We start from the raw sequence: 26,133 nt of genomic DNA on the forward strand, positions 1-26,133 counted from the left end.
GGCTCGCGGGGCGGGGGCGCGTCATACCGCCATGTACGTCACCGGATCGCTGCCGGTGACCGCCTCCGCGCGGCCCAGCTTCACCAGCCGGCGCACATGGGCCTCGGCCTCCGAGACCGCGATGTTCCGTGATCCGTAGGGGATGTCGGCCCACGGGCGGTTCCACTCCATGCGCTCGGCGAGCTGCCAGGGCGTGAGCGGGACGGAGAGGAGGGCGAGCAGACCGGTGAGCCGCTCCTCGTGGTGGCCGATCAGCTCCGCGACGCGGGAAGGAGCGTCGGTGAACACATGCTGGTGGGCCGGGAGGACCTCGGCGGGGTCGAGACGGCCGACGCGCTCCAGGGAGTCGAGGTAGTCGCCGAGCGGATCGGCGATCTCCCCGAGGCTCTCGATCCCGTTCGGGTAGGGGGGACGCCCGTGGGCGCCGGGGTCCTCGTAGAGGCCGATGTGCGGGGTGATCCTCGGCAGCAGGTGGTCGCCGGAGAACAGGCGGCCGTTGCCCGGCAGTTGCGCCGGGTGGGCCTCCTCCAGATGGAGGCAGACGTGTCCGGGGGTGTGGCCGGGGGTCCAGATCGCGCGCAGCCGGCGGCCGGGCAGGGCGACGAACTCGCCGGGGACGATCTCACGGTCGGGAAGGGCGGGGGAGAAGCCGGGCAGGGTGCTGGGCCGGCGGACGGACCCCTGGGCCGCGCGCAGCGGGGCGACATGCTCGTCCGGGGCGCCGGACGCCGCCAACTTGGCCGCCATGTAGGCGAACCAGCGCTCGGGCCGGTTGTCCCGGGTGCGCCGGACGATCGCCGTGTCGGCGGCGTGCATCGCGATCCAGGCGCCGGACGCCTCCCGGACCCGGCCCGACAGACCGTGGTGATCGGGGTGGTGGTGGGTGATGACCACACCGTGGATCTCCGACACGGAGGTTCCGCAGCCGGTGTTTCCCTCGACGAGCGTGTCCCAGGAAGCCGGGTCGTCCCAGCCCGTGTCGATGAGCACGGGTCCCGCGTCGGTGTCGACCAGGTACACCAGCGTATGGCCGAGCGGGTTGTCCGGGATGGGGACCCTGATCGACCGGACGCCCCCGCCGTGATCGGTCACCTGCGTCATGCGCTTCCACCCATCGCCGAGTTCTCGCCACTATAACTAGAACGAGTTCCAATGGGAGCCCAAGTCGACTGTCTGTGGCCCGAGTCGGCCGCCGGGTGTCCGAGTCGGCCCTGTGCGTCCTTGTGGACGGTCGTGTTCGCGCCGTGGACTCATCTCGCCGGAACTGGTATCAGTTCTCGTATCTGATGAAGCGTCAGAAATGGTGGCGGAGAGCGTCCTTGGAGGCAGTCGGCCATGACCGAGCTCGTGGAACACGGACAGCTGTTCATCGGCGGGGAGTTGACCGACCCGCTGGGCAAGGGCGTCATCGAGGTGATCTCGCCGCACACCGAGGAGGTCATCGGCAGGGTGCCGCACGCCTCCGCGGCGGACGTCGACCGGGCCGTCGCCGCCGCGCGCCGGGCGTTCGACGAGGGACCCTGGCCGCGGATGAGCCTCGACGAGCGGATCGCGGTCGTCACGCGGATCAAGGACGCCATCGCCGTACGCCACGAGGAGATCGCCCGGGTCATCTCCTCCGAGAACGGCTCCCCCTACTCCTGGAGCGTCCTCGCGCAGGCCCTCGGCGCGATGATGGTGTGGGACTCGGCGATCACGGTCGCGCGCGGCTACACGTACGAGGAGAGGCGGGACGGAGTCCTCGGCAAGCTCCTCGTCCGCCGTGAGCCGGTGGGCGTGGTGGCGGCGGTGGTGCCGTGGAACGTCCCGCAGTTCGTGGCGGCGGCCAAGCTCGCGCCCGCGCTGCTGACCGGCTGCACCGCCGTACTGAAGCCGTCGCCCGAATCGCCCCTGGACGCCTACCTGCTGGGTGAGATCGCGAAGGAGGCCGGGCTGCCCGAAGGGGTGCTGTCGATCCTCCCGGCGGACCGCGAGGTCAGCGAGTACCTGGTCGGACACCCCGGCATCGACAAGGTCTCCTTCACCGGCTCGGTCGCGGCGGGCAAGCGGGTGATGGAGGTCGCCGCGCGCCATCTCACCCGCGTGACGCTGGAGTTGGGCGGCAAGTCGGCCGCTGTCGTACTGCCGGACGCGGACCTCGGCACCTCGGTCCCGGGGATCGTCTCGGCGGCCTGGATGAACAACGGCCAGGCCTGCGTCGCCCAGACCCGCATCCTCGTACCGCGCTCGCGCTACGACGAGTTCGCGGACGCGTTCGCGACGGCGGCGAACGCGCTGGTCGTCGGTGACCCGCTCGACCCGGCGACCCAGGTCGGCCCGCTGGTCGCCGAGCGCCAGCGGCGGCGCAACCTCGACTACATCCGCATCGGCCAGGAGGAGGGCGCCAAGATCCTGGCGGGCGGCGGACGTCCGCGGGGCCTCGACCGCGGCTGGTACGTCGAGCCGACCCTCTTCGGCGACGTCGACAACTCGATGCGCATCGCCCGGGAGGAGATCTTCGGCCCGGTGATCTGTCTTCTCCCGTACGGCGACGAGACCGAGGCCGTGAAGATCGCCAACGACTCCGACTACGGGCTGAGCGGCAGCGTGTGGACGGCGGACGTCGCCCACGGCATCGACATCGCCCGCCAGGTCCGTACCGGCACCTACTCGGTGAACACCTTCAGCCTCGACATGCTGGGCCCCTTCGGCGGCTACAAGAACTCGGGCCTGGGGCGGGAGTTCGGGCCGGAGGGATACGGCGAGTTCCTGGAGCACAAGATGATCCATCTGCCGGCCGGCTGGGAGGCCTGAGGATGGGCGACCGCTGGCAGGTCGAGGTCGACCGCTCCGTCTGCATCGGCTCCGCCCAGTGCGTCCACCACGCCCCGGACGCCTTCCGCCTCGACGTCGGCATGCAGTCCCACCCGGTCGAGCCGGAGACCGACGCCAACGAGAAGATCCTCGAAGCGGCCGAGGGCTGCCCGGTCGAGGCCGTCATGATCTCCCTGCTGGGCAGCGGCGAGCCGGTGTTCCCGCCGGAGGAGTAGGCCGCGGGCCGGACCGGGCCAGTCCGGGCCGGGGCGGCGGTGGCGGCGGGCCCGGATGCGGGAACGTCCGCGTGGCGAGGGCACCCATCAGCGGGAACGCGATGTCCGGCGGGCGTCCGGGCGGTGTCGTCGGCGGCCCCGGAACCGGAGGCGCGCCGGCTGCCGGAGAGCCCGTCCGGGGAGAGGGCGATCGGATGGACCGGGACCTGGACCTGGAGCGGACCGGATCGGGTGGGTCAGTTCTGCCGGCCCCTCGGGTCGGTCAGGTCGATCAGGCGGCATACCGTTTCGATGTCTATCTTGACCTGGGCGATGGACGCGCGGCCGGAGAGCCAGGTGATCAGCGCCGAGTGCCAGGTGTGCTCGATGACGCGGACGGCGGAGAGCTGGGCCGGTGTCGGGTCGTCGAGGCCCATCGCGTCCAGGATGATCACCGTGGTCTGCCGGGAGACCTGGTCGACCTCGGGGCTGACGCTGCGGTCCGCGAACGTCAGCGCGCGGACCATGGCATCGGCCAGGTGCGGTTCGCGCTGCAACGCCCGGAACGCCCGCATCAGGGTCTCCGCCACCCGCTCCGAGGCCGTGTCCCCGGCCGGCGGCTTCCTGCGCAGTGTGCCGTGCATGTGCGCCAGCTGGTCCTGCATCGTGGCGACCAGCAGATGCACCTTCGAGGGGAAATAGCGGTACAGGGTGCCGAGAGCCACCTGCGAGGACTCCGCGACCTCACGCATCTGCACGGCGTCGAAGCCGCCCCGGCTGGCCAGCTGCGCGCTCGCGTGCAGGATCCGGCGACGGCGCGCCTCCTGCCGCTCGGTGAGCGGGGGAGAGGCGGGTGGCGACATGGGGTGCGGAGTGGAGCGCGCGGCGGTGGAGGGTGCGGCGGGCGTGCTGGCCCCCGGCGCCGGTCGCGCGTTCTTCGAGTCCGCCTTGGCTTCCGCAGGCATGGGTCCGTTCCGTGACATCAGCGAGAGGGAGCGACGAGTCGGCGGGGCAGGACGCCGCACCCCTGTGCGGACCAGCCGACCCCGCCGCGCCGTCGTGGCGTGAATCACCTGATCCTCCGCTCACAGCGGCGCTACCTGCCGGTAGATTCAATGCTCCTTGAACGATCAAGTCTGAAACTTGTTCTAGATTAGCGTCCCGGCGTAATCTCGCGGGAAAGTGCAGGGAGAAGGGGACCGGAAGTGACCGCTGAGGCCATGGAGGCGGGCCCCGGTAAGGGTGCGGCTGCCGACGGGGACCGACCCCTGCGCATCGCGCTCCTCACCTACAAGGGAAACCCTTTCTGTGGCGGCCAGGGTGTGTACGTACGACACCTCTCGCGCGAGCTCGCCCGCCTCGGCCACCGTGTCGAGGTCATCGGATCCCAGCCCTACCCCGTGCTCGACGAGGGCCTTCCCGAGCTGAGCCTCACCGAGCTGCCCAGTCTCGACCTGTACCGCCAGCCCGACCCCTTCCGGACCCCCGCGCGCGAGGAGTACCGGGACTGGGTCGACGCACTGGAGGTCGGCACGATGTGGACCGGCGGCTTTCCCGAGCCGCTGACCTTCTCGCTGCGCGCCCGCCGTCACCTGCGGGCCCGGCGCGGCGAGTTCGACGTCATCCACGACAACCAGACGCTCGGATACGGCCTGTTGGGGAATGTCGGTGCCCCGCTGGTGACCACCATCCACCACCCCATCACCGTCGACCGGCAACTGGAGCTGGACGCCGCGGAGGGCTGGCAGCGCCGCGCGTCCGTCCGCCGCTGGTACGCCTTCACCCGCATGCAGAAGCGCGTCGCGCGCCGCCTGCCGTCGGTCCTCACGGTCTCCGGCACCTCCCGCCAGGAGATCGTCGACCACCTGCGCGTCGAGCGGGACCGCATCCACGTCGTCCACATCGGCGCGGACACCGACCTCTTCTCGCCGGATCCGTCCGTGCCCCAGATCCCGGGCCGTATCGTCACCACGTCCAGCGCGGATGTGCCGCTCAAGGGCCTGGTCTTCCTCGTCGAGGCCCTCGCGAAGGTGCGCACCGAGCACCCGGGCGCGCACCTCGTCGTCGTCGGCAGGCGCGCCGAGGACGGGCCGGTCGCCCAGACCATCGAGCGGTACGGCCTCGACGGTGCCGTCGAGTTCGTCAAGGGCATCTCCGACGCCGAACTCGTCGACCTGGTCCGCTCGGCCGAAGTCGCCTGCGTGCCCTCCCTGTACGAGGGCTTCTCGCTGCCCGCCGCCGAGGCGATGGCCACGGGGACCCCGCTGGTGGCGACCACCGGCGGAGCGATCCCTGAGGTCGCGGGACCCGACGGCGAGACCTGCCTGGCGGTCCCGCCGGGCGACTCGGGGGCGCTGGCCGGAGCCCTCACCCGGCTCCTCGGCGACCCCGGACTCCGGGCGCGACTGGGCTCCGCCGGGCGCGAACGCGTCCTCGCCCACTTCACCTGGGCCAAGGCCGCCGAGGGCACGGTGGCCCACTACCGTGCGGCGATGGCCCTTTCGGCGTCCCGCCCGGGATCGCGCGGGCCGGCCTCCGCCGCCCCGGGCACCGACGGGCGCGCCCGGGCGCAGGACGCCGGCCCCTCGGCGACCGCGGCTCCCGACCGCTCCGAGGCCGCGGACGGGACCCTCCCCGCCGAAGAACTAGTTGCAGCCAACCGCGAAAGCAGGGCCACGTGCTGACCGTCGACTTCTCCCGGTTCCCGCTCGCCCCGGGCGACCGCGTCCTGGACCTCGGATGCGGTGCCGGTCGGCACGCGTTCGAGTGCTACCGGCGCGGCGCGCAGGTCGTGGCGCTTGACCAGAACGGCGAGGAGATCCGCGAGGTCGCGAAGTGGTTCGCGGCGATGAAGGAGGCCGGGGAGGCGCCCGCGGGGGCCACCGCGACGGCCATGGAGGGCGACGCGCTCGCGCTGCCCTTCCCCGACGAGTCCTTCGACGTCGTGATCATCTCCGAGGTCATGGAGCACATCCCGGACGACAAGGGCGTCCTCGCCGAGATGGTCCGCGTGCTCAGGCCCGGCGGCCGGATCGCCATCACCGTGCCCCGCTACGGGCCGGAGAAGGTCTGCTGGTCCCTGTCCGACGCCTACCACGAGGTCGAGGGCGGCCACATCCGCATCTACAAGGCGGACGAACTGCTCGGGAAGATCCGCGAGGCCGGGCTGCGGCCCTACGGCTCCCACCACGCGCACGCGCTGCACTCGCCCTACTGGTGGCTGAAGTGCGCGTTCGGCGTCGACAACGACAAGGCGCTGCCCGTGCGGGCGTACCACAAGCTGCTGGTCTGGGACATCATGAAGAAACCGCTGGCCACCCGGGTCGTCGAGCAGGCGTTGAACCCGCTGATCGGCAAGAGCTTCGTGGCGTACGCGACCAAGCCGCACCTGCCGACACTCGCCGACGCGACGACCGCTTCCGCGGCGGACGCCTCCGAGGCGGACGCCACGTGACCACTCCCCGGCGGACAGAACACCTCGTCCTGCCCGGGGTCCTCACCGTCGAGGAGGCCGCCGTCACCGTGCGCGGAATCCTCGGGGTGCAGCGCCCCGACGGAGCCATCCCGTGGTTCCGCGGCCACCACCTCGACCCGTGGGACCACACCGAGGCCGCCATGGCCCTCGACGCGGCCGGCGAGCACGAGGCCGCCGAGCGGGCCTACACGTGGCTGGCCCGGCATCAGAACGCGGACGGGTCCTGGTACGCGGCCTACGCGGACGGGGACTTCGAGGACGTCACCGACCGCGGCCGGGAGACCAACTTCTGCGCCTACATCGCGGTGGGCGTCTGGCACCACTACCTGGCGACCGGCGACGACGTCTTCCTGGACCGCATGTGGCCGGCCGTCTTCGCGGCCGTGGAGTTCGTACTGCGGCTCCAGCAGCCCGGCGGGCAGATCGGCTGGAAGCGCGAGGACGACGGGACCGCGGTCGACGACGCGCTGCTGACCGGGAGTTCGTCGGTCCACCATGCGCTGCGCTGCGCGCTCGCCATCGCCGAACAGCGTGAAGAGCCGCAGCCCGACTGGGAGTTGGCGGTCGGCGCGCTACGGCACGCGATCCGGCTCCACCCGGAGCGGTTCCTCGACAAGGACCGCTACTCGATGGACTGGTACTACCCGGTGCTCGGCGGCGCGTTGACCGGCGCCGAGGCCAAGTCCCGTATCGAGGAGGGCTGGGACCGTTTCGTCGTACCCGGTTTCGGGGTGCGCTGCGTCGTTCCCAACCCGTGGGTCACCGGTGGCGAATCGGCCGAACTCGCCCTGGCCCTCTGGGCGGTGGGCGAGTCGGACCGCGCGCTGGAGATCCTTCAGTCCATCCAGCACCTGCGCGATCCGAAGACCGGTCTGTACTGGACGGGTTATGTCTTCGAGGACCAGGCCATCTGGCCCGAGGAGCTCACCACCTGGACGGCGGGTTCCCTGCTGCTGGCGGTCGCCGCACTGGGCGGCGACGAGCCCACCTGCGCGGTCTTCGGCGGCGAGCGCCTTCCGACCGGCCTGGACCCGGACTGCTGCGCAGAGACCCGCTGAACCGTCCGGACGGGCCGGGCCGTCGGGGCCGCGGCGCCGTCCGGACGCTCCTGACTCTCGGGGTGTTCGGGGCCGTCAGTGCCGGTGCATGCGGTTGGCCACCGCGTGGCCCACGAACAGGTAGACGACGGCGGCGAGACCGTAGCCGGCGACCACGCGTGCCCACTGCTCGTCGAAGGTGAACAGGTCACGCGACCAGCCGGCCAGCCAGCTCGCCATGTGGTGGATGAACTGCACGAGGTCGTTGCCACGGTTGGCGTCGAGCAGATACATCAGAATCCAGAGACCGAGGATGACGGCCATAACATCCGCGACGATCGCGATGACCGTCCCCGCAGAATTCGAGCCGTTGCGATATCGAGGGGACATGGACAGCGGGTTGCCCGTCAATCCTGGATGAAACCCGAACGGGTTCACTCAAGTGGCACGGTGGCCGGGGCCGGGTGAGGCTGCCGGGGAGAGCCGTCCTCCCCCGCGAACGGGGAGAACCGGCGGACCGGGGACAACCGTTCCCTCATCCGGAGGATCCCGTGCCCGTACCGATACGCCGCCTGATCGTGGCGCTGACCCTCTCCTGTGTCCTCATCGGCGGCGCCACGGCCTGCGGTGGCGGATCGGACCAGGACACCACCGCGGCTGCCGCCAGTCCCACTCCGACCACTTCGGCGCAGAAGCAGAAGTTCGCCAAGACCCGCTTCGTGGCCAACGCCGGGCTCGCGGCCGGCGCCACCTACCAGTGGATCGTCAAACCCTGGAAGGCGGGCACGTTCAAGAAGGGCGCGAAGGGCCGCAGGGTCGCCCTGGTCAAGGCCGGGCTCGCCGGCGCCTTCGCGTACAACCGGCTCAAGGCCGCCTCGAAGAACGCCGAGGGCGATCCCTTGCTGTCCAAGGCCCTCGCCCCGCTCGCCGTGGGTATCGCCGCGCTCAAGGGCCTGCCCGCGAAGCTGCGGAACGGCGACTCCACCGACGCCGTCGTGAACTCCTTCGACGACATCATCAACAAGGTGAAGGCGGCGGGGAAGAGCGCGGGTGCCGAGGTCCAGGACAAGGTGCCGTCGGTGTCCCAGCTCAGCGGAAGCCAGGACACCACCTAGGAGTTCAGCTCGGCCAGTACGCGGAGCGTGTGGGGGTCGGGGGACAGGAGCAGCAGGTCGGTCACCGGGCCCTTGCGCCACAACTCCAGCCGCTCGGAGATGCGTTCACGTGGTCCGACGAGCGAGATCTCGTCCGCGAAGGCGTCCGGTACCGCCAGTACGGCCTCCTCCCGGCGGCCTTCCAGGAACAGCCGCTGGATCCTGCGGGCCTCCTCCTCGAAGCCCATCCTGGCCATCAGATCGGCGTGGAAGTTGCGGGCCGCGTGCCCCATCCCGCCGATGTAGAAGCCGAGCATCGCCTTGACCGGCAGCAGCCCCTCGGCGAGGTCGTCACAGACGTGCGCGCGGGCCATCGGCGCGACGGTGAAACCTTCGGGCAGGTCGGCCAGCGAGGCCTCGTACGCCTGCGGACGGGTCGGCGACCAGTACAGCGGCAGCCAGCCGTCCGCGATCCGGGTCGTCTGCGCGATGTTCTTCGGGCCCTCGGCACCGAGCAGGATCGGCAGTTCGGCCCGCAACGGGTGCGTGATCGGCTTCAGCGCCTTGCCGAGCCCGGTGCCGTCGGCGCCCCGGTACGGGTGGGAGTGGAAGCGCCCGTCCAGCTCGACCGGCCCCTCGCGCCTGAGGACCTGGCGTACGACCTCGACGTACTCCCGGGTCGCGGTCAGCGGCGACTTCGGGAACGGCCTCCCGTACCAGCCCTCGACGACCTGAGGTCCCGACAGACCGAGGCCGAGCAGCATGCGCCCGCCCGAGAGATGGTCCAGGGTGAGCGCGTGCATCGCGGTCGCGGTGGGGGAGCGCGCGGCCATCTGCGCGATCGCCGTGCCGAGTCGGATGCGCGTGGTGTGCGCGGCGATCCAGGTCAGCGGGGTGAAGGCGTCCGAACCCCATGACTCGGCGGTCCACACCGAGTGGTAGCCGAGCCGCTCCGCCTCCTGGGCGAGCGGCACATGGTCCGCCGAGGGGCCGCGCCCCCAGTAACCGAGCGCCAGACCGAGCCGCATGTCGCCTCCAGAAGCAGGATTCTGACGATTCGTCAGTTAGCGAGGTGCTGCGACTGTACGACAACGGCCCCCCGCCGGAAAGGGCGAGGGGCCGTTGCCACGACGTCGGCGGATCAGCCGCGCTGGATCCCCGAGGTGTCCTGGAGCACACCGCGACGGCCGTCCTGCGTCTGCGCCACCAGGGTCGCACCGCGCTGCTCGACGGCCAGGTACCAGGTGCCCGGCGCCAGTTCGGCGATCGGCGCCTGCGAACCGTCCTCCGCGAACAGCGGACGCGCGACCGGCACGGCGAACCAGAACGGCGAGAAGTCCTGAGCCGGCATCTGCGTCTGCGGGGCCGGCGGCTGGCTCGGCTGCCCGCCGAACGACGGCTGCCCCGGCTGCGACGGCTGAGCACCGTAGGGCTGCTGACCGGGTTGGCTCGGCTGCCCCGGCTGCGAGGCGCCCGGGTACCCGTAACCACCCTGCGGCTGACCGCCGTAGGGCTGGGGAGCGGGAGTCGCCGGCGCGCCGACGAGGGCGGCGCCCAGAGCCGGGACCAGCGGGGTGGCGATCGCGGCCGCCGCCAGGAGCAGGGTGCCGATCAGGCCGAGGATGAGACCGGCGCCCGCGCCGATGTCACCGATGGTGGAGCCGCTGTACGGGCCCAGCGGGTCGATGATCGTCCAGAACGCCGTCCAGACCGAGAACAGGGCGAGCGCGACACCGAGCTGACCGAGGTCCAGTCCGATGACCTTGCGCGGTTGCGGAAGGGCGCGGGAGACAACGATCAGAGCCGCACCGGCGATGCCACCCACGTACATGCTCATCACCAGGCCCAGGTTGTCCCAGGCGTTGGGGGCGTTGGTGCCGTCGGCGTCGAACGTGTGCAGGAACGACGCGATGAACAGCAATACCGCTGCTCCGATCACCACGCCGTCGCCTCGAGTGAGGGAGCGGATATTCACTTCAGGTCCTTCGTCAGTCGTCTCGTCGTCGGTGAGGCATCGCTGTTCACCGTGTCGCCGTCATGGTGCCGTCGTCGGGACTCGGTGTGAAGCGCGGGGGTGGCCCTTTATCGTACGGAAGACACTATCGCCCGGACGATCAGGGTGTCCCCCGGGTTGGGGCCGTAGATCACTACCCGTGCAGGAAACCAACGATTCCTTCAGAGATCCCCCGTGCCGCCTTCTCGCGCCACGCGCCACTGGTGAGCAGCGCCGCGTCCTTGCTATCGCGCATGTTGCCGCACTCGATGAACACCTTGGGAACCGTTGACAGATTGAGACCGCCGAGATCCTTTCGGACCACCAGTCCGGTGCCGTCACCGACGTAGTTGGAGGGGGCGCTGCCCGTCTCGCGGACGAAAAGACCCGCGATGCGCTCGCCCAAGTCGCGGGAGGAGGCGACGATCGGGCGGGTGTCGGCGGCGCCCGCGTGCACCGACGCCGGAAGGATCACATGGAAGCCGCGGTTGCCGGCCGCCGATCCGTCGGCGTGGATGGAGACGACCGCGTCCGCGTGCGCCGCGTTGCCGATACGGGCCCGCTCGTCGACGCACGGTCCGAACGAGCGGTCGCCGTCCTGGGTCAACTTCACGGTGGCGCCCTGCTTTTCGAGGATCGCCCGCATCCGGTGCGCGACGTCGAGGGTGAACCGGGCTTCCGTGTAACCCGCGTTGGTCGACGTGCCGGTCGTGTCGCACTCCTTCCGGTTCGTGCCGATGTCCACCTGGCGGTTGATCTCGGACGTGTGCCGGAAGTTGCTCGGGTTGTGCCCCGGGTCGATGACGATGACCTTGCCCTTGAGGGAGCCGGAGCCGGAGCCGGAGGCAGTGGGCCCGGAGGAGGACGGCGCAGGGGCCGACGGCGTACCCCCCTTGGCGTCGTCCGCCGTCGAGGCGGACGCCCGCGGGGAGGGAGAGCCGGAGCCCGGCGCGGAGGACGAGGACCCGGGAGCGGCCCGGTCGGACCCGCCCCCCGAATCGTCTCCCACGGCCTGGTACACCAGCCAGCCGGCCAGCGCGCCCGGTACGAGCGCGGCGAGCGCGACGGTGAGCGGTCCGCGCCGGGAGCGGCGCGGCTGGGGCGGATCGAAGTCAGGGCCTACGTACGACACGTCAGCGACTCTAACCGGGCGCTCAGATCCCTGCTCCGGTTCGCCGCAGGACGCGCAGTGAGCCGTTCACCGCGATCTCGGTGAACGCGCCCGATTCCAGGGCCCTGAGGTAGACGCGGTAGGGGGCCTGCCCGGTGAACTCGTCGGCGGGGTCAGGGAACACGTCGTGGATGACGAGGAGGCCGCCCTCGGCGACGTGCGGGGCCCAGCCCTCGTAGTCGCCGCTCGCGTGCTCGTCGGTGTGGCCGCCGTCGACGAAGACGAGCCCGAGGGGCGTGCGCCAGAAGCCGGCGATCTGCGGCGAGCGGCCGACCAGCGCGACCACGTGGTCCTCCAGGCCCGCCCGGTGGAGCGCCCGGCGGAAGGTGGGGAGCGTGTCCATGAGACCGATCTCGGGGTCGACCGTCGACGGGTCGTGGTACTCCCAGCCCGGCTGCTGCTCCTCGCTGCCCCGGTGGTGGTCGACCGTGAGCGCGGTCACCCCGGCCTCGCGGGCCGCGTCGGCGAGCAGGATCGTGGAACGGCCGCAGTAGGTGCCGACCTCCAGGAGCGGCAGCCCGAGCCGTCCGGCCTCGACGGCGGCCTCGTACAGCGCGAGCCCCTCATCCCTCGGCATGAACCCCTTCGCGGCCTCGAAGGCGGCGAGGATCTCGGGCTTGGGTGCCGCGGGCATGGGGTCTCCTCCATCAAGGGCGAACGGCGGTTCGCGAACAGCGGTGTACGGACATCCGGCACGGACGACCGGCGCGGACGACCGGCACGAGCGGTGGGCGGCACCGACATCCGGCGCGGACCTCGGGTACGTGCGTCGGGCCCGTGCGTCCGGTGCGAACGAACCGGGTGGACAGGGCCCTGGCCCGCCCCATCGTGCACCAAACCCCCGCCGCGTGGGCGGCGGGGGTGTCGATGATCACTTCGCGGCGGGTCCGCGTGTCAGGCGGTGACCTCGGCGTTCTCGCCCGGCAGGGAGAGGTCGAGGGCGACCGGCCGGTCGTCCCCCTGGTGCGTCGCCGACGAGGCGAGCGGGCCGTGTCCGGCGGCCCGCGCGGCCAGCACGTACGCGCCCTGGGCCGGCACGGCGAGCGCGTAGCTGCCGTCCTCGGCGGAGTGGGTGGCGCCCGCCTGACGGCCGCGCCGGTCGATCAGGGTGACCTTGGCCCGGGGGACCGGGTCGCCGTCGGCGTTCAGGACCCGGCCGTGGAAACCGCCGAGCACCTCGTGCGCCCGCTCCACCGCGGCGTCCTCCTCGCTGCTGGCGCGCAGCTGGGTCCTGGTGGCCGGGGGGCGGCCCGGCAGGAACAGCGCCATGAGCAGGCCGACCGCGACCGCGCCGGTGGCGATCAGGAAGGACACGCGGAAGCCGTGCATGGTCGGCACCGCGACCCCGCCGACGTGGTTCGCCGTGTTGGCGAGCACCATGCCGATGACGGCGCTCGACACGGACGTACCGATGGAGCGCATGAGGGTGTTCAGGCCGTTGGCCGCGCCGGTCTCCGAGGCCGGGACGGAACCGACGATCAGCGCGGGCAGCGAGGAGTAGGCGAGGCCGATTCCCGCGCCCAGGACCACCGCGATGACCAGGGACTGCCAGGCGGCGTTCATCAGGCCGAGGCCCGCGCCGTAGCCGATGCCGATGATCACCATGCCGATGATCAGCGTGACCTTCGGGCCGTACTTCGCCGACAGACGGGCGTACACGGGCGCGGTGAACATCATCGTCAGGCCGAGCGGCGCGACGAGCAGCCCCGCCTTCACCATCGACTGGCCCAGGCCGTAGCCGGTGGACGTCGGCAGCTGGAGCAGCTGCGGCAGGACGAGGGAGACGACGTAGAAGGAGACGCCGACCATGATCGAGGCGAGGTTGGTGAAGAGGACCGCGGGGCGGGCCGTGGTGCGCAGGTCGACCAGCGGGGCCTTCAGACGCAGCTCCATCACGCCCCACAGCAGGAGCACGGCGACGGACGCGCCGAAGAGTCCGAGCGTGGTGGGCGCGGTCCAGCCCCAGTCGCTGCCCTTGGTGATCGGCAGCAGGAAGAGCACGAGCCCGACGGACAGGCCTATCGCGCCGAGCACGTCGAAGGTGCCCTCGGCGCGCATCGGGGACTCCGGCACGACGAGGAGGGTGAGGACGATGGAGAGGACACCGAGGCCGGCGGCGCCGTAGAAGAGGGCGTGCCAGTTCGTGTGCTGCGCGACGAGGGCCGCGGCGGGCAGCGCGAGTCCGCCGCCGACTCCGATGGAGGAGCTCATCAGGGCCATCGCCGAGCCGAGCTTCTCGCGGGGCAGCATGTCGCGCATCAGGCCGATGCCCAGCGGGATCGCGCCCATCGCGAAGCCCTGGAGCGAACGGCCCACGATCATCGGCACCAGGGCGCTGGTCAGCGCGCTGATCAGGGCGCCGACGACCATCACGGCCAGGCTGGTGAGCAGCATGCGCCGCTTGCCGAAGAGGTCACCGAGACGGCCCATGATCGGCGTGGCCACGGCGCCCGAGAGCAGGGTCGAGGTCAGGACCCAGGTGGCATTGCTGGGCGAGGTCCCCAGCAGCGTCGGCAGGTCCTTGATGACCGGGACGAGCAGGGTCTGCATCACCGCGACCACGATGCCCGCGAAGGCGAGCACGGGCACGGTCGCGCCGCTCGGCCTCCGTGCGGGCTGGCCGGTCGTCGTGTGCGTCATTACGGGGGGCCTCCAGGCCGTAAGAAAGGAGCTCTCGCGAGAGAGAAGTGAGGGGGTGATCCGTGCGGATGCGGGGACGGTCGGTCGGGTGATCCATGGGGACACGGAGACGTCGGTCGGGTGATCCGCGCGGGATACGTGCAGGGGGAACCCGGTGCGCCGGGGCAACTATTCCGATGCTTCGGCGTACTAACGAATTCTTGACCGATCCATGGGTATCTGACCTACCGTCAGAATGAAACGTGTTCTAGTCTGGCGCGGATCCACGCACCTTGGGCCTTTGGGGAGGCACGCATGGGCATCGCGATCACGCCGGAGCAGCGGGAGCTGGCCGAGGCCGTACGCGGCTGGATCGCTCGCGCGGTGCCGCCCGAGGAGGTCCGCAAACTCCTCGACGCCCCGGGCAGCGGCAGACCGCCGTTCTGGGACGCGCTCGCCGCCCAGGGGCTCCTCGCCGTCCATCTTCCCGAGGCGTACGGCGGGGGAGGCGGCGACCTCGTCGACCTCGCCGTCGTCGTGGAGGAGGCCGCGCGGGCCGCGCTGCCGGGACCGTTCCTCGCGAGCGTCCTGGCGTCGGCGGTGCTGCGGGCGGCCGACGCGGACCCCGCTCGGGCCGGGGGGACGGCTGGCGCCGCCGATGCCGGAGGGATCGCCGATCTCGTACGGGCCCTGGGGTGCGGGGAGCGCATCGGCGCCGTCGCGTTCGGCGCCGGCTCCCTGACCGCCCGAACGGTGGACGGCGGATACGTGCTCGACGGGACGGCGCCGCCCGTGCTGTCCGGCGCGGACGCGGACGTGCTGGTGCTGGCGGCGGTCCGGTGCGACGGGCACGGCGGGGGCACGGAGCCGGGCGGGGCGGTGGCGTCCGGCCCCGCCACGCAGGCGGGCCGAGGGGCTGTGACCGACGCCACCCTCTGGCTGGCCGTGGACGCCGCCGACCTCGTCGTCCGGCCGCACGAGAGCGCCGATCCGACGCGGGCGACCGCGGAGGTCCGGGCGGACGAGGTGCGGGTCACCGCGGACCGCGTCCTCGCGGTGGACCCGTCGCAGGTCCGCGATCTCGCCGCCGTCGTCCTCGCCGCGGACGCCTGCGGCACCGCGTCCTGGGCGCTGGACACCGCCGCCGGGCACGCGAAGGTCCGCGAGCAGTTCGGCCGGCCCATCGGGCACTTCCAGGGCGTGAAGCACCTGTGCGCCGACATGCTGGTACGGCTGGAACAGGCGCGCGCGCTCACCTGGGACGCGGCCCGCGCCGAACAGGAACCTTCCGGCGTACGGGAGTTGGTGGCCTCCCTCGCGGCCGGTACCGCCCTCGACGCCGCCTGCTCCTGCGCCAAGGACTGCGTCCAGATCCTCGGCGGCATCGGGTTCACCTGGGAGCACGACGCCCATCTCTATCTCCGACGGGCCCTGGTCGCACGGCAGTTGCTCGGGGCCGGGAGCGGGCACCTGCGACGGGCCGCCCGGCTCGCGCGGGACGGGGTACGGCGGGAACTGCGGCTGGAGCTGCCGCCCGCGGCGGACGGGTACCGGACCGAGGTCCGGCAGGTGATCGACCGGGCGCGCGGACTCGGTCCGGCCGCCGCCCGCCGGTCGCTGGCCCCCACCGGGTACGCCGCCCCGCATCTGCCCCCGCCCTACGGACTCGGTGCGGGACCCGTCCAACAACTCGCCGTGCAGCAGGAGTTGGCGGCGGCAGGGGTGCGGATCAGTGACCTGGGCATCGCCACCTGGGTCGTACCGTCCCTCATCGCGTACGGGACCGGCCCCCAGCAGGAGCGCTATCTGCTGCCCACCCTGCGCGGCGACCTGCTGTGGTGCCAGCTCTTCTCGGAGCCGGGCGCCGGGTCCGACCTCGCCTCGCTGCGGACCCGCGCCGAGCGCACGGCCGACGGGCGGTGGCGGATCAGCGGGCAGAAGGTGTGGACGAGCGCGGCACAGTGGGCCGACCACGGAATCCTCCTCGCCCGGACGAACCCGGAGGCGCCCAAGCACAAGGGGCTCACCTACTTCCTCGTCGACATGAAGAACACGGACGGCATCGACATCCGTCCCCTGAAGGAGATCACCGGGGACTCCCTCTTCAACGAGGTCTGGTTCGACGACGCGCTGCTGCCGGCGGACGCGGTCGTCGGCGAGGTCGACGACGGCTGGCGGGTCGCCCGCAACACCCTCGGCAACGAACGCGTCCACATGGCGGACCAGTTGACCTTCGACACCGGCCTGGAGGCGCTGATCCCGGCCGCCACCGACGACGCCCGGCTGGGAGCCCTGCTCGCCGAGGCGCACGCCCTGGCCTGCATCACGCTGCGCACCACCCTGCGCCAGGTCTCCGGCGTGGAACCGGGCGCCGGCGCCTCGGTCCGGAAACTGGTGCAGACCGCGCACCAGCAGAAGGTCGCCGAACTCGGACTCGAACTCCTCGGCCCCGACGGCGCCTTGTGCGAAGGACCGGGCGAACGGGCCGTGCACGGATTCCTGCTCTCCCGCTGCCTGACCATCGCGGGCGGCACCACCCAGGTCCAGCTCAACGTCGTCGCCGAGCGCATCCTCGGCCTGCCGCGAGACTAGGAGCGCGCCATGAAGACGTACGTCGTCGGTGTCGGTATGACGAAGTTCGAGAAGCCCGAGACCCGGGAGTGGCAGTACTGGGACATGGTCCGGGAGGCCGGCTCCGGCGCCCTCGCCGACGCGGGGATCTCGTACACGGACGTGGAGCAGGTGCCCGTCGGCTACTGCTTCCAGGCCTCCACCGCCGGTCAGCGCGCCGTCTACGAACTCGGCCTGACCGGCGTCCCCGTCTACAACGTGAACAACAACTGCGCCACCGGGGCGAGTGCGTTGATGCTGGCCCGGCAGTTCGTGGCGGGCGGGATCTCCGACTGCGTGCTCGCGCTCGGCTTCGAGAAGATGAAGCGGGGAGCGCTCGGATCGGGCGCGGACAGCGGGGACTTCTCGGCCTCACCGGTCGCCCGCCACTACGGGATCATGGCCGCCCGGCACGGCTTCGAGATGTCCCCGCCCACCGCGCAGATCTTCGGCGACGCGGCCCGCGAGCACATGGAGCGCTACGGCACGACACCGGCTCAGCTCGCCGCCGTCGGCGCCAAGAACCACCGCCACTCGGCGCACAACCCGTACGCCCAGTTCCAGGACGTGTACTCCGTCGACGAGATCCTCGCCGCCAAGACCGTGCACCGGCCGCTGACCAGACTCCAGTGCTCGCCCACCTCGGACGGAGCGGCCGCGGCCGTCGTCGTGTCCGAACGGTTCGCCGAGCGGCACGCGTTGGAGGACCGGGCCGTCGAGATCGTCGCCCAGTCGATGACCACCGACACCGAGGAGTCCTTCGCCTCCGGCTCCTGCGTCGACGTCGTCGGGCAGCCGATGTCCCGGGAGGCCGCCCGCCAGGTGTACGAACGCTCCGGGCTCGGCATCGAGGACGTGGACGTCGTGGAACTCCACGACTGCTTCTCGATCAACGAACTGCTGACCTACGAGGCGCTCGGCATGTGCGGGGAGGGGGAGTCGGGCAAACTCGTCGAGTCGGGGGCGACGACGTACGGCGGACGCTGGGTGGTGAACCCCTCGGGCGGCCTGATCTCCAAGGGACATCCGCTGGGCGCGACCGGGATCGCCCAAGTGGCTGAACTGGTGTGGCAGTTGAGAGGGCAGGCCGAAGCCCGGCAGGTTCCGGGGGCACGGGTCGGGCTCGCCCACAACATCGGACTGGGCGGCGCGGCGGTGGTCACGCTGCTGCGCGCGGGGGCCTGAACGGCACGGGGGCGCCCGAGCACCGCGCCCCGGCCGATGTGATGCCGGGCCGGGCTCCGGTCGCCGCCCGACCCGCGTGCGGTCCTAGGTCCCGCGGCGCACGCCCGGCTGCGTCGAAATCCTGATGCAAGGACCGTAAGCCGGTTGAGAACATGACACCCATGCTCCGAGCCGCTGAAGACACCCGGACACCCGCCCGTATCGCGCCACCGACCTGGGTGGTGATCGCGCTCGCGTGCGCCGGACAGTTCCTGGTCGTCCTGGACGTGTCCGTAGTCAACGTGGCCCTGCCGTCCATGCGGACCGACCTGGGGCTGAGCGCCCCCGGGCTGCAGTGGGTGGTGAACGCCTACTCGATGGCCTTCGCCGGATTCATGCTGCTCGGCGGGCGGGCCGGTGACCTGTACGGGCGCAAGCGGATGTTCCTGGTGGGCCTCGCGCTCTTCACACTCGCCTCGGCAGCCGGCGGCCTCGCCCAGGAAGGCACCCAACTGCTGCTCGCGCGGGCCGCGCAGGGTCTGGGGGCCGCGGTGCTCGCGCCCTCCACGCTGACGATCCTGACGTCGGCCGTCCCCGAGGGCGCCGCCCGTGCGCGGGCCATCGCGACCTGGACCGCCGTCGGCGCCGGTGGCGGCGCCGCGGGCGGACTCGTCGGCGGACTGCTGGTCGACGGGCTGTCCTGGCGATGGGTGCTCCTCATCAACGTGCCCGTCGGCGTGGTGGTGCTGGCCGCCGCGGCGCACTGGCTGGTGGAGAGCCGGGCCGGGGACGGGCGACGGCTCGACCTGCCGGGCGCGCTCCTCGTGACGTCGGGCCTCGCGACCCTGGCGTACGGGATCGTGCGGACGGAGGCCGAGGGGTGGACGGCGGCGGCGACGCTGGTGCCGCTCTGCGCGGGAGCGGCTCTCCTCGGGGTCTTCCTGGTCGTCGAGGCGCGGACTGCGGCACCGCTGATGCCGCTGAAACTGCTGCGGCTGCGGTCGGTGTCCTCGGCGAACGCGGCCATGTTCGTCTCCGGCTCCGCGATGTTCTGCATGTGGTTCTTCATGACGCTGTACGCGCAGAACGTGCTCGGCTACTCGCCGCTCGGCGCGGGCCTCGCCCTGGTGCCGAGTTCGCTCGCGGTGGTCGTCGGCTCGAAGTCGGCGCCGCGCCTCATGCCGGTCGTCGGGGCGCGCAACGTGGCGGTTCTCGGCACGCTCCTGGCCGCGGCAGGCTTCGGCTGGCAGTCGACCATGACGGCGGACGGCCCGTACCTCACGGCGATCATGCTGCCGGGCATCCTGATGATGGCGGGCGCCGGCCTGGCCGCGACACCGCTGGCCGCTCTGGCGACTTCCGGCGCGGCGCCGGAGGACGCGGGGCTGGTGTCGGGCCTGGTCAACACCTCCCGGGTGATGGGTGGTTCGCTGGGACTCGCGGTCATGTTCACGATCGCGGCGACCCGTACAGGGGAAAGCACCTCCGGGGAGGCCCTCACCGCCGGGTACGCGCTGGCGTTCCGGGTCAGCGGGGTGCTGCTGCTGGCCGGGGCGGCACTGATGCTCGTATGGCTGCCGCGGACGATCCCGCGGCGGTGAGGCAACGAAATCCGGTGCTCGTGGACTCCTTCAAACATCTAGGAGGTGCTCATGGGGGATCGAAAACAGGCTCGGGACGAGGAGTTCCAGAGTTTCGTCGTCGGCCGCTGGCCGCGGCTGATGCGTACGGCGTTTCTCCTGACGGGGGAGCAGCACGGGGCGGAGGACCTGGTCCAGACGACGTTGGAGCAGGTGTACGTGGCCTGGCGCAGGGTCGGCGCGGCCGACGAACCGGAGGCGTACGTACGGCGCGTGATGATCAACGCGCACGCTCGCAAGCACCGCAGAAAGCTCAAGGAGTTCCTCGCTCCGAAGGACGACTCGGGACTGACGCACGAGGTCCCCGACAGCGGTGACCCGATCGCCCGCGCCGACGACCGCGGCGCGCTGCTCACCGCACTCGCCCAACTGCCCGCGCGCCAGCGCCAGGCGGTGGTCCTTCGCTACTGGGAGGACCTGAGTGAGAGCCAGACGGCAGAGGCGATGGGCTGCTCGGTGGGCGCCGTGAAGAGCAACGCGGCCAAGGGGATCGCGAAACTCCGCGTCATACCGGGCCTGTCGGACACGGTGACGCACGGAGGACGGAAGTGATGAACGCGAACCGGGAGACGAATAACGGCATGGCGACGGACACGGACATCGCCTTCCTGCTGGCCGAGGCGGCGGACGAGGTCGAGATCGGTATAGCCCCCTACCAGGCGGTGCTGCGCGGCGGACGCCGCCGCAAGGCACGCCGCTGGGCGATCGCGGCAGCGGCGGCGCTCGTCGTCGCCGGTTCCACGGGGACGCTGGCGCTGGCGGGGGGTACGCACGACGGCGGCGGCCGGGTCGCCCCGGCCGCGACACAGTCGGCTTCGCCGGAGCAGCGGCATGTGTTCAGGCCGCAGGTGACCACCGTGGCGCGGGGGACCGAACTCGGCAAGGAGTGGGGGGCACAGGTCCTGGTGTGGGGGGCGCCGTTGAACGCGGCGGAGGCGCGCCTTCAGCGGACCCGGATGAGCGCGTACGGAGTCTCCCCGACGGGGATCCGCGTCTCCTCGGGCCTTGTCGGCAAGGGGTGGGTCTTCGTCCGCCTGATCGTGGGTGACGGCGCGTGGAATACGGTGCTGGACGGAGCGGTGGAGAAGGGCGACAGGTTCTCGGGCAACGACCTCGAGTCCGCTTCGATGCCGTTTTGGTCCGGAGGGCCCGGTCAGGCCTCGGCGTCTCAGCGGCTCGTGATCGGCCAGGTCGCTCCGACCGCCCGGGAGGTCACCTGCACCTGGGACGACGGCACGACGATCAAGGCCACGAAAGCCGCCCCGGGGACCGGCCTCGGCGCGCACTTCGAGAATCTGATCCGGCCGGTGGACGGCTCCCAGTCGAACTGGTTCGTGTGCGTGGCCCCGGACGGCAAGCACTACAAGTCGGCGGTGGCGAAGGTGACGAAGGAATGACGGGTCTCCCGGGGTCCGGATTCGACATCGGGCCCCGGGAGTTGGGCTTGCCCGCCCCCCGGTAGCCGGGGGGCTGCCCGGGCCTCGGGGCGCGGGCTGTCCGACCCCCCCCTGGCAGCCGAGGCCCTTACCTACCGGCCGGGGAGAGCCGGCGGTCGACCGTTCGGTCCGGCCGACGGGCGTCGGCCGGCTACAGCCACCCCTGCTGGCGGGCCTCCCGCATCGCCTCCATGCGGTTGCGGGTGGCTGTCTTGCCGATGGCGGAGGAGAGGTAGTTGCGGACGGTCGACTCGGAGAGGTGCAGCTTGCCGGCGATGTCGGCGACGGTGGCGCCGTCCGCGGAGGCCTTCAGCACGTCGCACTCGCGGGCGGTGAGCGGATTGGGCCCGGCGCTCAGCGCGGCGGCGGCGAGCGCCGGATCGATGACGGTCTCCCCGGTCAGCACCCGCCGGATCGCCTCGGCCAGTTCCTCCACCGGCCCGTCCTTGACCAGGAACCCGGCGGCACCCGCCTCCATGGCCCGCCGCAGATATCCGGGGCGTCCGAAGGTGGTGAGGATCAGTACCCGGCAGTCGGGCGCCTGCTCACGCAGTTCGGCGGCGGCGTCCAGCCCGCTCTTCCCCGGCAACTCGATGTCCAGCAACGCCACATCGGGCCGGCTGATCAGCGCGGTGTCCACGATCTCGTCCCCGGCGGACACCTGCGCGACCACCTCGATGTCCGGTTCCATCCCGAGCAGCAGAGCGAGTGCCCCACGCATCATTCCCTGGTCCTCGGCGAGCAGGACACGGATGGACTTGGCGGGCCGGTGGTCCTGGGGCATCTCGTTCACGGGCCAAGAGTAGGGCGGGACAGGCCCCCGGTCCCTCGCGGTGTGCGTGTCGGTGGCCGCGTCGGGGGCCGATAAAAAAATCGTCCTCGTTCGAGTCCGCGAGTCTTGACGGTCCCCTGCTGCGGGCAAATAATCGCCTCGGAATTCAGGGATCCCCTTTGCAATTCCTGAGCTGGGTCGATTTTCGCAAACGTTCGGCATTTCGACCGTGAATTGGTTCGGTATTTCGATCGAACGTTGTCCGGTATCTCGACCAGGCACCCGCACTGCCCTACCAGGAACGGAAGAGGTGCACCGTGTTGTCATCCTTAGTGCCGTTGCGGCGTCTCAGAAGCGCGGCCCTGGCCGTGCTGTCGGTGATGGCGGCCGTCGTCGCGCTCGCCTTCGGCGCGCCGCAGGCCGCCGCCGCGGGGTCGCTCCCCTGCGACATCTACGCCACCGCGGGCACCCCCTGCGTCGCCGCGCACAGTCTCGTCAGAGCGCTCTACACGTCGTACAGCGGATCGCTCTACCAGGTGAAGCGCGCCTCCGACAGCGCCACCGCCGACATCGGCCTCCTGGCCGCCGGCGGATACGCGAACGCGGCCGCGCAGGACTCCTTCTGTTCGGGGACGACCTGCATCATCACCAAGATCTACGACCAGTCGTCGCGCCACAACGACCTCACGGTCGAGGGGGCCGGCGGGGCGGGAGCCGCCGATGTCGGAGCGCCCGCGGACGCCCTGCCGGTGACGGCCGGCGGTCACCAGGTCTACGGCCTGGAGATCTCGGCGGGCATGGGATACCGGGACAACTCCACCTCGGGCGTGGCCGTCAACGGGGCGGCCGAGGGGATGTACATGGTGACCTCCGGCACCCATGTGAACGGCAGTTGCTGCTTCGACTACGGCAACGCCGAGACCAACAACAAGGACACCGGCAACGGTCACATGGACGCGATCAACTTCGGCACCGAGTGCTGGTTCTCGCCCTGTTACGGCCAGGGCCCGTGGGTGCAGGCCGACCTGGAGAACGGGCTGTTCCAGTCGGACTCCGGATACAGCAAGAACACATCGAACACCGGAACCGGGGCGATGCCCTTCGTGACCGCTTTGCTGAAAAACAACGGTCAGGACCATTTCGCGCTGAAATACGGCAATGCCCAATCGGGCAGTCTCACGACCACCTATTCCGGGGGTGAACCCACCACCAGTGGCTACTCGCCCATGCATCAGGAGGGCGCGATCGTCCTGGGCACCGGCGGAGACAACAGCAACGGTTCCATCGGGTCCTTCTTCGAGGGCGTCATGACCTCCGGCATCCCGACGGACGCGGCCGACGCCTCGGTGCAGTCGAACATCGTCTCCGTCGGCTACGGCGCCGCGACCGGCAGCAGCGGCTCGCTGACGGCCGGTTCGGAGATCTCGCTGCGCGCGACCACCTCGTGCTGCACGACCGACTACATCCGCCACCAGGCCAACGCGGCGGTCGTCTCGGCGATCACGTCGAGCAGTTCGGCACTCGACAAGAGCGACGCCACCTGGATCGTCCGCAAGGGTCTCGCCGACAGTTCCTGCTACTCCTTCGAGTCACGCAACTACCCCGGCGACTTCCTGCGGCACTACAACTACCAGCTCCTCAGGCAACCCATGGTCGGCACCGCGCAGTTCAGACAGGACGCCACGTTCTGCGCGGGGACGGGGAAGAGCGGAACGGGGACCTCGTTCGCGTCGTACAACTACCCGACGAGATTCATCCGGCACTACAACTACAACGTCTACATAGCGAGTGACGGCGGCTCGAACGCCTTCGACAGTGCCACCTCGTGGACGGACGACGTGAGCTGGGCGGTCACGGCTCCCTGGGCTCCGTAGCGGTCGGTGAGGGCGCCGAGTCCACCCGTTCCGACGGGAGCTCGGCGCTGACTGCGAAGACGTCGCGCGAAGACGTCGCACAAAGACGTCGCACGACGACGGGCGTGGAGGCGGGCGTGGTGGTGGGCTTGCCCCGCGGGGCGCGCCCGTCGCCTGCCGTCGCCGTCCGTCGCCGTCCGTCGTCGCGCGGCGCTTCGCCGCCCTCGCCGGGCGGTGCCGCCCGGCGAGGGCGGGCTCAGCGGCCCGTCGGCAGGTTGGCTCCGCCGGTGCAGTCGAGGACGACGCCGGTCATGAACCCGTTGGTGGCCAGTAGGTGCAGGGCGCGGGCTATGTCGCCGGGCCGGCCCACCCGGCCCACCGGGGTGGTCTCGGTGAGCCCCTGGAACAGGGTCTCGCGCTGCGCGGCGGGTACGGCGTCCCACCACGGTGTGTCCACGACCCCCGGGGAGACGGCGTTGATCCGCAGCGGGGCCAGTTCGACGGCGAGCGGCGGGACCATCGCCTCCAGGGCCCCGTTGATCGCGGCGAGCCCCGCCGACCCGGGGAACGCGGCGCGCGCGGAGGCGGCGGTCACCAGCGTCACGGAGCCGTCCGCGCGCAGGTGCGGCAGGGCGGCCCGCAGGATACGGACGTAGGGCCAGAACTTCGCGGCGAATCCGGTCTCCAGCTCGGCGAGGTCCAGTTCGGCGAACAGGCCGGAACCCGCGGCCCCGCTGAGCGTGAGGATCAGGTGGTCCACCGGGCCCGACTGCGCGAAGAACGCGTCGATCTGGGCCGGGTCCGTGCCGTCGAGACCGTACGTGGTCGTCTTGCCGCCGATCCGCTCGGCCGCGGTCTCCAGCTTCTCCCTGTCGCGGCCGGTGATGACCACCTCGGCTCCGTCCGAGGCGAAGAGGGCCGCGGCGGCCTCGCCGATTCCGGAGCTGCCGCCCATCACGACGGCGCGCTGCCCGGCGAGCGGGAGGGCCGGGGAGGTGCTGGTGCTCGTGCTGATGTCTGTGCCGGTGCTGTTCGTGGTGCTCGTGGTGCTCGGGGTGGTGCTCATGACGTGGCTTCCCCTTCTGGAGCGTCGAGGCTCTGAGGCTCTGTCGAGCCACTTGACGAGACTGGTGGTCTCGTTAAAGTGTTACCGAGACTGCTGGTCTCGTCAAGTGTCGGCAGGGTCGACGGGGCGGAATGGGAGAGGATCGGGCCATGGAAGCGAACGACGCACCGGCGAGGCGGCCGGACCGTGCCCCGGGCGGCGACGGCACCCGTGACGAGGAGGCGTCCGCCGGCGCGCTCCCGGGCGGCCCCGCCTCCGCGCACCCTGTATCGAGGTCCGCCGTATCCGGTGTCCGGGGCGGTGACGAGAGCCTGACCTGGGGCGTTGCCGGGTCGCCCGGTTCCGGGCATCCCGTACCGGGGCGCGCCGTATCCGGCGTGGGGCGTGGTGGCGAGGGTCTGACCGGGGGCGTTGCCGGGGGTCCCGCTTCCGGGCGCCCCGCCTCCGAGGCTGCCGCGTCGGGCGGCGTCCGCGCGGCCGGGGGAGCGGCGCGCGCCCCTGTCGCGGGCGGTGCCGTGTCCGGCGGCTCCGGACCGGGTGACTCCGTGGCGGACGAGGCCGCGCGCGACGTGGCGGACGAGACCGCCGGCGACGCCGGGGCCGTGGTGCGTCCGCATACCGGGCGGCGGCGGAACGAGGCTGTCCGGCGGGCGATCCTCGACGCGGCCCTGCGCCTGCTCGTGGACTCGGAGGGCGCACCCATCACCGTGGAGGCCGTCGCCCGCGCGGCGGGCGTGGGCAAGCAGACCCTCTACCGCTGGTGGCCCTCGAAGGGGGCCGTACTCCTGGACGCGCTCACCGACCGCGCCGGCCAGGACGTGCCGCCGCCCGACACCGGTTCACTCCGCGAGGACCTGCGCACGGTCGTCGCCGCCACCTTCGACGCCTCCCAGCGTGCCCCCTGGGCCCCGGCCCTGCGCACCCTCGTCCACGAGGCGGCCGCCGACCCCCACCTCGCCGAACTGCTGCGCACGTACACGGGAACCCGGCGCGACCTCCTGCGCGGCGTACTCGACCGCGGCCGTGCCCGGGGGGAGCTCCCCGCCGACCGAGACCTCGACCTGATGGTCGACCAGGTCTACGGCCTGTTCTGGTATCGCTTCCTGCTCGGCCACGCCCCCCTCGACCGGGCGGCCGCCGAACGCCTCACCGACTCCCTGCTCGGGGACGACGGCCCGTAGCCTCCGCAGGAGGC

Annotated in this window: 23 protein-coding genes; 13 read left to right on the plus strand and 10 right to left on the minus strand. The window is 71.5% G+C overall.

Going from position 1 to position 26,133, the window contains the following annotated elements:
- Positions 1-21 precede the first annotated feature (21 nt).
- The gene (locus OHT01_RS27635) at positions 22-1,101 is read right to left on the minus strand and encodes an MBL fold metallo-hydrolase (RefSeq protein WP_328555810.1); all 1,080 of its coding nucleotides are present in this window, start codon (positions 1,099-1,101) and stop codon (positions 22-24) included.
- Positions 1,102-1,335: 234 nt separating this feature from the next.
- On the opposite strand from OHT01_RS27635, the gene OHT01_RS27640 reads away from it, so the two are divergent.
- Entirely contained in the window at positions 1,336-2,793 is a 1,458-nt protein-coding gene (locus OHT01_RS27640; protein WP_328555811.1) for an aldehyde dehydrogenase, read from the plus strand.
- A gap of 2 nt (positions 2,794-2,795) precedes the next feature.
- Positions 2,796-3,029: a ferredoxin gene (locus OHT01_RS27645; protein WP_328555812.1), complete on the plus strand. Its 234-nt coding sequence runs from the start codon at positions 2,796-2,798 to the stop codon at positions 3,027-3,029.
- Positions 3,030-3,265: 236 nt separating this feature from the next.
- Here OHT01_RS27645 and OHT01_RS27650 read toward each other — a convergent pair whose 3' ends face one another.
- Positions 3,266-3,973: a TetR family transcriptional regulator gene (locus OHT01_RS27650; RefSeq protein WP_405917264.1), complete on the minus strand. Its 708-nt coding sequence runs from the start codon at positions 3,971-3,973 to the stop codon at positions 3,266-3,268.
- A 240-nt stretch (positions 3,974-4,213) separates the two neighbouring features.
- Here OHT01_RS27650 and OHT01_RS27655 point away from each other — a divergent pair, with 240 nt between their 5' ends.
- The 3 genes from OHT01_RS27655 to OHT01_RS27665 are packed head-to-tail and all read left to right on the plus strand — an operon-like array spanning position 4,214 to position 7,541.
- Positions 4,214-5,692, plus strand: a complete 1,479-nt coding sequence (locus tag OHT01_RS27655; RefSeq protein WP_328555813.1) for a glycosyltransferase family 4 protein — start codon at positions 4,214-4,216, stop codon at positions 5,690-5,692.
- Positions 5,686-6,462, plus strand: a complete 777-nt coding sequence (locus OHT01_RS27660; protein WP_328555814.1) for a class I SAM-dependent methyltransferase — start codon at positions 5,686-5,688, stop codon at positions 6,460-6,462. Before OHT01_RS27655 ends, OHT01_RS27660 begins: the two co-directional genes overlap by 7 nt.
- Complete coding sequence (locus tag OHT01_RS27665) at positions 6,459-7,541, plus strand: prenyltransferase (RefSeq protein WP_328555815.1); 1,083 nt, start codon at positions 6,459-6,461, stop codon at positions 7,539-7,541. Before OHT01_RS27660 ends, OHT01_RS27665 begins: the two co-directional genes overlap by 4 nt.
- A 75-nt stretch (positions 7,542-7,616) precedes the next feature.
- Here OHT01_RS27665 and OHT01_RS27670 read toward each other — a convergent pair whose 3' ends face one another.
- Positions 7,617-7,910 carry a hypothetical protein gene (locus OHT01_RS27670; RefSeq protein WP_328555816.1) on the minus strand — a complete coding sequence of 98 codons (294 nt, stop codon included), beginning with the start codon at positions 7,908-7,910 and terminating at the stop codon, positions 7,617-7,619.
- Positions 7,911-8,071: 161 nt separating this feature from the next.
- Between OHT01_RS27670 and OHT01_RS27675 the strand changes: the two genes are divergently transcribed.
- Complete coding sequence (locus tag OHT01_RS27675; RefSeq protein ID WP_328555817.1) at positions 8,072-8,635, plus strand: hypothetical protein; 564 nt, start codon at positions 8,072-8,074, stop codon at positions 8,633-8,635.
- Here the strand turns inward: OHT01_RS27675 and OHT01_RS27680 are convergent.
- The 5 genes from OHT01_RS27680 to OHT01_RS27700 all read right to left on the minus strand — a co-directional run bounded on the left by OHT01_RS27680 (position 8,632) and on the right by OHT01_RS27700 (position 14,418).
- Complete coding sequence (locus tag OHT01_RS27680) at positions 8,632-9,642, minus strand: LLM class F420-dependent oxidoreductase (RefSeq protein ID WP_328555818.1); 1,011 nt, start codon at positions 9,640-9,642, stop codon at positions 8,632-8,634. The two genes, OHT01_RS27675 and OHT01_RS27680, sit on opposite strands and share 4 nt — an antisense overlap.
- 113 nt (positions 9,643-9,755) lie before the next feature.
- Complete coding sequence (locus OHT01_RS27685) at positions 9,756-10,589, minus strand: hypothetical protein (RefSeq protein ID WP_328555819.1); 834 nt, start codon at positions 10,587-10,589, stop codon at positions 9,756-9,758.
- A gap of 172 nt (positions 10,590-10,761) precedes the next feature.
- Complete coding sequence (locus tag OHT01_RS27690) at positions 10,762-11,739, minus strand: N-acetylmuramoyl-L-alanine amidase (protein ID WP_328555820.1); 978 nt, start codon at positions 11,737-11,739, stop codon at positions 10,762-10,764.
- A 22-nt stretch (positions 11,740-11,761) separates the two neighbouring features.
- Entirely contained in the window at positions 11,762-12,412 is a 651-nt protein-coding gene (locus OHT01_RS27695; protein WP_328555821.1) for a class I SAM-dependent methyltransferase, read from the minus strand.
- Positions 12,413-12,672: 260 nt separating this feature from the next.
- Positions 12,673-14,418 (minus strand): MFS transporter, encoded by a 1,746-nt coding sequence (locus OHT01_RS27700; protein ID WP_328555822.1) that lies wholly within the window; start codon positions 14,416-14,418, stop codon positions 12,673-12,675.
- 294 nt (positions 14,419-14,712) lie between these two features.
- Here OHT01_RS27700 and OHT01_RS27705 point away from each other — a divergent pair, with 294 nt between their 5' ends.
- The 5 genes from OHT01_RS27705 to OHT01_RS27725 all read left to right on the plus strand — a co-directional run bounded on the left by OHT01_RS27705 (position 14,713) and on the right by OHT01_RS27725 (position 21,208).
- Positions 14,713-16,989 (plus strand): acyl-CoA dehydrogenase, encoded by a 2,277-nt coding sequence (locus OHT01_RS27705; protein ID WP_328555823.1) that lies wholly within the window; start codon positions 14,713-14,715, stop codon positions 16,987-16,989.
- A 9-nt stretch (positions 16,990-16,998) separates the two neighbouring features.
- Positions 16,999-18,192: a lipid-transfer protein gene (locus tag OHT01_RS27710; protein ID WP_328555824.1), complete on the plus strand. Its 1,194-nt coding sequence runs from the start codon at positions 16,999-17,001 to the stop codon at positions 18,190-18,192.
- A gap of 152 nt (positions 18,193-18,344) precedes the next feature.
- Positions 18,345-19,772 (plus strand): MFS transporter, encoded by a 1,428-nt coding sequence (locus OHT01_RS27715; protein ID WP_328555825.1) that lies wholly within the window; start codon positions 18,345-18,347, stop codon positions 19,770-19,772.
- Positions 19,773-19,823: 51 nt separating this feature from the next.
- A complete protein-coding gene (locus OHT01_RS27720) occupies positions 19,824-20,363 on the plus strand; it encodes a SigE family RNA polymerase sigma factor (protein ID WP_328555826.1) in 540 nt (179 codons plus the stop codon).
- Between the two features lie 29 nt (positions 20,364-20,392).
- A complete protein-coding gene (locus tag OHT01_RS27725; protein ID WP_328555827.1) occupies positions 20,393-21,208 on the plus strand; it encodes a hypothetical protein in 816 nt (271 codons plus the stop codon).
- A gap of 190 nt (positions 21,209-21,398) precedes the next feature.
- Here the strand turns inward: OHT01_RS27725 and OHT01_RS27730 are convergent, their stop codons facing one another.
- A complete protein-coding gene (locus OHT01_RS27730; protein WP_328558292.1) occupies positions 21,399-22,031 on the minus strand; it encodes a response regulator transcription factor in 633 nt (210 codons plus the stop codon).
- 368 nt (positions 22,032-22,399) lie between these two features.
- Between OHT01_RS27730 and OHT01_RS27735 the strand changes: the two genes are divergently transcribed.
- On the plus strand, positions 22,400-23,893 hold the full coding sequence (locus OHT01_RS27735; protein ID WP_328558293.1) for an alpha-L-arabinofuranosidase B: 1,494 nt from the start codon (positions 22,400-22,402) through the stop codon (positions 23,891-23,893).
- Positions 23,894-24,128: 235 nt separating this feature from the next.
- On the opposite strand, the gene OHT01_RS27740 is transcribed toward OHT01_RS27735, so the two are convergent.
- On the minus strand, positions 24,129-24,938 hold the full coding sequence (locus OHT01_RS27740; protein ID WP_328555828.1) for an SDR family oxidoreductase: 810 nt from the start codon (positions 24,936-24,938) through the stop codon (positions 24,129-24,131).
- A gap of 149 nt (positions 24,939-25,087) precedes the next feature.
- Between OHT01_RS27740 and OHT01_RS27745 the strand changes: the two genes are divergently transcribed.
- Positions 25,088-26,119, plus strand: coding sequence for a TetR/AcrR family transcriptional regulator (locus OHT01_RS27745; protein WP_328555829.1), 1,032 nt, complete (start codon positions 25,088-25,090; stop codon positions 26,117-26,119).
- The last annotated feature ends 14 nt before the right edge of the window (positions 26,120-26,133 follow it).

This window comes from Streptomyces sp. NBC_00358 (assembly GCF_036099295.1).
Taxonomy (GTDB): domain Bacteria; phylum Actinomycetota; class Actinomycetes; order Streptomycetales; family Streptomycetaceae; genus Streptomyces.

What these genes read in the sequence shown, in the direction of transcription:
- OHT01_RS27635 (WP_328555810.1), bottom strand. Translation starts at nt 1,101, where the DNA reads ATGACGCAGGTGACCGATCACGGCGGGGGCGTCCGGTCGATCAGGGTC.
- OHT01_RS27640 (WP_328555811.1), top strand. Translation starts at nt 1,336, where the DNA reads ATGACCGAGCTCGTGGAACACGGACAGCTGTTCATCGGCGGGGAGTTG.
- OHT01_RS27645 (WP_328555812.1), top strand. Translation starts at nt 2,796, where the DNA reads ATGGGCGACCGCTGGCAGGTCGAGGTCGACCGCTCCGTCTGCATCGGC.
- OHT01_RS27650 (WP_405917264.1), bottom strand. Translation starts at nt 3,973, where the DNA reads ATGCCTGCGGAAGCCAAGGCGGACTCGAAGAACGCGCGACCGGCGCCG.
- OHT01_RS27670 (WP_328555816.1), bottom strand. Translation starts at nt 7,910, where the DNA reads ATGTCCCCTCGATATCGCAACGGCTCGAATTCTGCGGGGACGGTCATC.
- OHT01_RS27680 (WP_328555818.1), bottom strand. Translation starts at nt 9,642, where the DNA reads ATGCGGCTCGGTCTGGCGCTCGGTTACTGGGGGCGCGGCCCCTCGGCG.
- OHT01_RS27695 (WP_328555821.1), bottom strand. Translation starts at nt 12,412, where the DNA reads ATGCCCGCGGCACCCAAGCCCGAGATCCTCGCCGCCTTCGAGGCCGCG.
- OHT01_RS27700 (WP_328555822.1), bottom strand. Translation starts at nt 14,418, where the DNA reads ATGACGCACACGACGACCGGCCAGCCCGCACGGAGGCCGAGCGGCGCG.
- OHT01_RS27705 (WP_328555823.1), top strand. Translation starts at nt 14,713, where the DNA reads ATGGGCATCGCGATCACGCCGGAGCAGCGGGAGCTGGCCGAGGCCGTA.
- OHT01_RS27710 (WP_328555824.1), top strand. Translation starts at nt 16,999, where the DNA reads ATGAAGACGTACGTCGTCGGTGTCGGTATGACGAAGTTCGAGAAGCCC.
- OHT01_RS27715 (WP_328555825.1), top strand. Translation starts at nt 18,345, where the DNA reads ATGACACCCATGCTCCGAGCCGCTGAAGACACCCGGACACCCGCCCGT.
- OHT01_RS27720 (WP_328555826.1), top strand. Translation starts at nt 19,824, where the DNA reads ATGGGGGATCGAAAACAGGCTCGGGACGAGGAGTTCCAGAGTTTCGTC.
- OHT01_RS27725 (WP_328555827.1), top strand. Translation starts at nt 20,393, where the DNA reads ATGGCGACGGACACGGACATCGCCTTCCTGCTGGCCGAGGCGGCGGAC.
- OHT01_RS27730 (WP_328558292.1), bottom strand. Translation starts at nt 22,031, where the DNA reads ATGCCCCAGGACCACCGGCCCGCCAAGTCCATCCGTGTCCTGCTCGCC.
- OHT01_RS27735 (WP_328558293.1), top strand. Translation starts at nt 22,400, where the DNA reads ATGGCGGCCGTCGTCGCGCTCGCCTTCGGCGCGCCGCAGGCCGCCGCC.
- OHT01_RS27740 (WP_328555828.1), bottom strand. Translation starts at nt 24,938, where the DNA reads ATGAGCACCACCCCGAGCACCACGAGCACCACGAACAGCACCGGCACA.
- OHT01_RS27745 (WP_328555829.1), top strand. Translation starts at nt 25,088, where the DNA reads ATGGAAGCGAACGACGCACCGGCGAGGCGGCCGGACCGTGCCCCGGGC.